Origin of the sequence: Peribacillus sp. NPDC096448, assembly GCF_044762675.1 — a bacterium.
Classification (GTDB): Bacteria; Bacillota; Bacilli; order Bacillales; family DSM-1321; genus Peribacillus; species Peribacillus frigoritolerans_B.
In genome coordinates this window covers 1-4,786 of sequence record NZ_JBIWEU010000050.1, presented here as the reverse complement: position 1 = coordinate 4,786, position 4,786 = coordinate 1, and the positions used below count along the sequence as shown (strand labels likewise).

The following is a 4,786-nucleotide window of genomic DNA, read 5'->3' as shown; positions in this document are numbered from 1 at the left end:
GTTCTGCCCCAGCTACCGTTATCATATATCGATATAAAAATTGTTCAACCAGAAATATCTGGCTGACCTTATAATACGAACGGGGCAGGATAGTTGAAGAGTGCTGTTTGATCTTTATTCAACAATTGGGCCAGATTGTGGAAGATTAACAGTAACCCTTATGGAGGAAGTCGAAGTTATGTTTGTGATATTAATGGAACTGAAAAAGATAATATAAAAATTATCTTTTTATGATAAATTTAGAATGTTAGAAATTGAATTTGAGGAGGATAAGTAGTGAAGAAAATAACCAATTTTTTCTTCTTTTCATTTTTGATATTGCTTTTCTTAAACGGATGTAATTTAAATGAAGAAAATGAGGATATATTTCAATATAAAGATTCATATGTAGGTGATAACGGTGCAGTAGGGAATATTGCAATGCAATTACCAAATGGTGAATATTTAAATGGGTTTGAACTTAAAACCATAGAAGAGCCCTATGGAATAATTTTAAATTATAAAGAAATAGATGCAGTAGAAATAGAAAACAACTACAAAGAAACGGCAATATACAATGCTACTTTTATATTTACGTTAGTCAAAAATGCTGAGTGGGTTACATTTAATTTTGATGACCAAGAGTACAAAATAAAAAAAGAAGACTTAGAAAGTTGGTACGGAAAGGAATTAAGTGAATATTCGAGTGAAGAAGACCTAACAAAACTCACACAAAAATATTTAGAAGATGAAAGTAAAGTAAATCAGTTTTTTGAAAAATAGATTCCTTCTTCCTCAAGGGCGCTTTAGCTTAACAAGCTGTATGGTAAATTATTAAAAAGGGAGAGTTTAAGACTGAATATATTTAAAAATAAGCATTTTATAGGTATTATATCGATTTTAGTTACACTTTTACTAGTAGCCTCTTTTTTAACTATTGCAACTAGTTATTTTAATACCAAAGAATAAGTACATTAAGTTCTCAATGCTATGAAAACGGTGGAGAAGTCATATTAGAAATACATAATAATCTTACAAATGAATATTCTTTTGAGTGTAAATGAAAAAGAATTTTATTATAAGCATTCTTTGTGTCACTGGTACTTGCCAATATCAAGTTTGCTTATTTCTTATTCAATAAAAGGCGCTTAAATGGAGTAACGAAAAAAGCCCACTCAATTTTAATGCTGAGAAATTGGGCTTTTAAATATCGAAATTTACTTAACGTTGTAAATCCGTATTTTCCTGACGCTACCCTTATAGAACTCCCATGAAAATTAAAAAAGCTCAAAATCCAGAAAAAACCACAACAAAATAGACCCAGTAAAAACGCTTTTAAAAAAAAGGCTGAGCCTTATGAGTAATCTGATTGAGTTTGGTCAATCGTTAAACAAAAACCTCCATTCACAGCATATTAAGTAGAGGCTAGCGCGACGACCAAAAAAGGATTAATCTCCCATGAGTGCTACCCATAAAGGGCGCGACAGTCGGTGGTACACCGTGGTCGCCGGAGTCAGACTAACGGATGGGCTCAAAGGCACCATAGTTCAACGACCTTCTTCGCCAGCCATTAAAACATTATCGACATAGAGACCAATTTTCATTCTCTGTGGTGAAGCGCTGAATTTTGCGCTTCATGGATGGCTAACGGGTGCGTTAGTTCATTAATAGGGGTTGCTGCGGCAGCCTTTTTCTAATGGAACTATCAGGGCAGGATAGTTCAAGAAGGAAAAACTTCCATTTTCGAATTAAACTAAAAATAAAGTATTTTAAAATCAAGCATATCGTGCATAAGGAATGGGGGAATTAGCTTGTTTTCATTTCGTAACATTGACCTATCAAGAGACACTGAAACCATTATTAAGTTTAGAAGAGATTCGTACAGTATTAGTTTTGGTGATGAGAGTTTATTCGGAGAAAATGACAGTTATTTAAAGAAGATTACCGAAAGGCTTATAAAATTTCCTGGTGGGCTTGTTATTGTTGAAATAGATGGTAAACAAGTAGGGCAAGTTGAGTTGCAGATTAAACAATTTGAGAATAAAGAGATTGGATATGTTAATCTATTTTACTTAATCTCAGAATATCGTGGAAAAGGATACGGGGTTAAACTAATTGAATTTGCAGAACGTTTCTTTCGAGAATATGGTGTTAATGCATACCAATTAAGGGTATCCCACACAAACAAAAGGGCAATAAATTTTTATCAAAAAAATGGATTTGATGTATTAAAAATAGAAGATGAAGATACTGTTCCGAGATTTAGAATGCATAAATTATTATCTACATCTTCTTAAACTAACGGGTGCTTTAGTTCATTAACAGGGGTTGCTGCGGCAGCCTTTTTCTTATGGCACTAACGGGGCAGGATAGTTGTATAAGCAATGGTAAAATATGATATATAGATAAAAAGTACAGGGGGATAAAATGGCATCTTTAGTTGTATGGTAAAAACGTCAAGTAGCCCCAAATACACGATAAAAAGTGTGTTTTGGGGAACTACTTTTGTTTGCTTCCTTTTTTATCGATACCTTTTACATGGAAGGTAAATCCATTAATCAAGGAAGACTTTGTCTATTTCTTCTTTATTCGTTACATCCATATTTGGTAGCGTTTCAAATAAATAGCGAAGAAAATGATAAGGACTTAAACAGTTCAATACTGGCATGTGCTCAGTAGTTTTTTCTGTTTAGAGTGATCTAGTTCTAAGGCTGTTTTAAACTAAACTTACTTAATTTCTTTCAATGTATCTTTAATAATATTAACAATAACCTGAGGTTGATCAACATGAAGGAGGTGTCCAGCATCTTCCACGACAATGTGTTTACTATTCGTTGATAAACGTGTCAGGTCTCTTTGAAATAGATTCCAAGCAGCGAAGGATTCAGTTGTGTGATAAGACTGTAAACCAGCGCTGACAACTGTTAGGGGAATGTCTCCTAATGAGTGGCATTTACTTATTTGCTCTAAACTATCTTGAATTTCATCTAAAGAACCTTCTACTGAAAATTGATTAAAGTAAATAGATCTCATTTCTTCACTGAATAATGGTGGCATAATTTTGTTTTGATCTTCATGACAAGAATCTAAAAGAATAACTGCTGCTACTTCTTCTGGATATGCACTAGCATATAATCTTACGTTAGCTCCTCCTATTGAATGCCCTACAAACATATATGGTGGTTTAATATTTGCATTTTGTAATAGGGCACGCAGATTTTTAACAGACTGTTTACTGTCTTTTGGTCTATCATCTTTTTCACTTTCTCCTAAACCTAGTCTATCGTAGGTAAGAAATTGTCCGAATTTTGAAATCTCGTCTTTAATAGGGTTCCAATAATCAGAAGGGAATCCGTACCCAGATTCAAAAACCACTGTAATGTTTTCATTTGGTCTTTGAAAAAATTCGTAATAAAGTTTAATGCCACCAATATCTTGCATCTTTCCTGTTTTAGTAACTTCATTCATATAAAAACCTCCAAATTTATCCATGTAGTTTTTTTTAGTATAAAATAACAATGCAATATGAGCTATATTTTTATTTTAGAAAAGCCTGATTCATTATGTGATTTAGATTATGTACCAGATGTTGCTCGTAAAGTGGAAATAAGTACTGGTCTATCCAATTCATTTGGTTAGTTGATGGTTGGATAATATTTTTTGTGAACAACAGGCTCTTTTTGTGAAATATTGTACTTAATCTAACGGGTGCTTTACTTCAATAAGGAAGGTTGCTGAAGCAGCCTTTTTCTTATGGCACTAACAGGGCAGGTTAGTTACAGATGTAACTATAAATATAAAACATTAACCATAAGAGATTCTTATGTATTTTTATAAATAATATAAAATTTTAATTACGTTGGAGGTTTAGTATCCTTTAGTTAAAGGTAAATTTTAGGAAAATTTCGAATTCACAGGGGTGATAAAATGATTAAAGGATTACATCACGTTCAGATAACTATTCCAAAGGAGACTGAAGAAAAGGCTAAAAATTTCTATTGTGGTATTTTAGGTTTACAAGAAATCGAAAAACCCGAATCCCTTAAAGGACGAGGAGGATTTTGGTTAAAAGTTGGTGATAAAGATGTACATATAGGAACAGAAGATGATTTTGATAGATTGAAAACTAAAGCACATATTGCTTACGAAGTAGAAGACATCTCATATTGGAAAAATAGATTAACAAAAGAGAACATACAAATACTTGATGGTGTTCCAATTCCAAATTTTGAACGATTTGAATTTAGAGACCCATTTGGTAATAGGGTAGAAATGATTCAAAATTTGAACTTATAAGTTCTTTTTTGAAACATAGAGTACAATACAAGGCCTTATAGAACTGACAGGTGCGTTAGCTGAAGATCGAAGCTGTCTTTAAGGCAGCTTTTTCTTTATGGAACTACCGGGGCAGGTTAGTTGGATTGCCTGCCAAAGAATAGGAGTAGTTTGTATTTATGGCAATAACAAAGAAAAGATTTTTCATTAGTTATATAGTGGGTTTCATACTCATGTATATTGCAAGCTCTGGTCTGCAATACTTCAGGGAGCAAACGATAAATTGGTTAGAGAATTTAGCATACGCATTCTGTTTCGTAGCATTTCATTCCCTTTTTAGTTGGTTATGGGGAGATTTTGATAAGAAAAAAGCCGATCACTAATACATAGTTTGTGTTAACTCTACAATAAGCCTTATAGAACTCCCATGAAAATTAAAAAAGCTCAAAATCCGGAAAAAACCACAACAAAATAGACTCAGTAAAAACGCTTTTTAAAAAAGGCTGAGCCTTATGAGTGATCTGATTGAGTT

At 32.9% G+C, this 4,786-nt stretch carries 4 protein-coding genes; 3 read left to right on the top strand and 1 reads right to left on the bottom strand.

From position 1 onward, the window contains the following. Positions 1-276 precede the first annotated feature (276 nt). Both ACIQ0C_RS27055 and ACIQ0C_RS27050 read left to right on the top strand, forming a co-directional pair. A complete protein-coding gene (locus tag ACIQ0C_RS27055) occupies positions 277-762 on the top strand; it encodes a DUF4825 domain-containing protein (protein ID WP_403065951.1) in 486 nt (161 codons plus the stop codon). Between the two features lie 1,028 nt (positions 763-1,790). After that, on the top strand, positions 1,791-2,276 hold the full coding sequence (locus tag ACIQ0C_RS27050; protein WP_403065948.1) for a GNAT family N-acetyltransferase: 486 nt from the start codon (positions 1,791-1,793) through the stop codon (positions 2,274-2,276). 430 nt (positions 2,277-2,706) lie between these two features. Here the strand turns inward: ACIQ0C_RS27050 and ACIQ0C_RS27045 are convergent, their stop codons facing one another. Continuing rightward, entirely contained in the window at positions 2,707-3,447 is a 741-nt protein-coding gene (locus ACIQ0C_RS27045; RefSeq protein ID WP_403065945.1) for an alpha/beta fold hydrolase, read from the bottom strand. Positions 3,448-3,906: 459 nt separating this feature from the next. On the opposite strand from ACIQ0C_RS27045, the gene ACIQ0C_RS27040 reads away from it, so the two are divergent. Next, on the top strand, positions 3,907-4,275 hold the full coding sequence (locus tag ACIQ0C_RS27040) for a VOC family protein (protein ID WP_048687544.1): 369 nt from the start codon (positions 3,907-3,909) through the stop codon (positions 4,273-4,275). Positions 4,276-4,786: the final 511 nt, after the last annotated feature.

Excerpts from the sequence above, each read along its gene's own strand:
- ACIQ0C_RS27040 (WP_048687544.1), top strand. The coding sequence starts at position 3,907 with ATGATTAAAGGATTACATCACGTTCAGATAACTATTCCAAAGGAGACT.
- ACIQ0C_RS27045 (WP_403065945.1), bottom strand. The coding sequence starts at position 3,447 with ATGAATGAAGTTACTAAAACAGGAAAGATGCAAGATATTGGTGGCATT.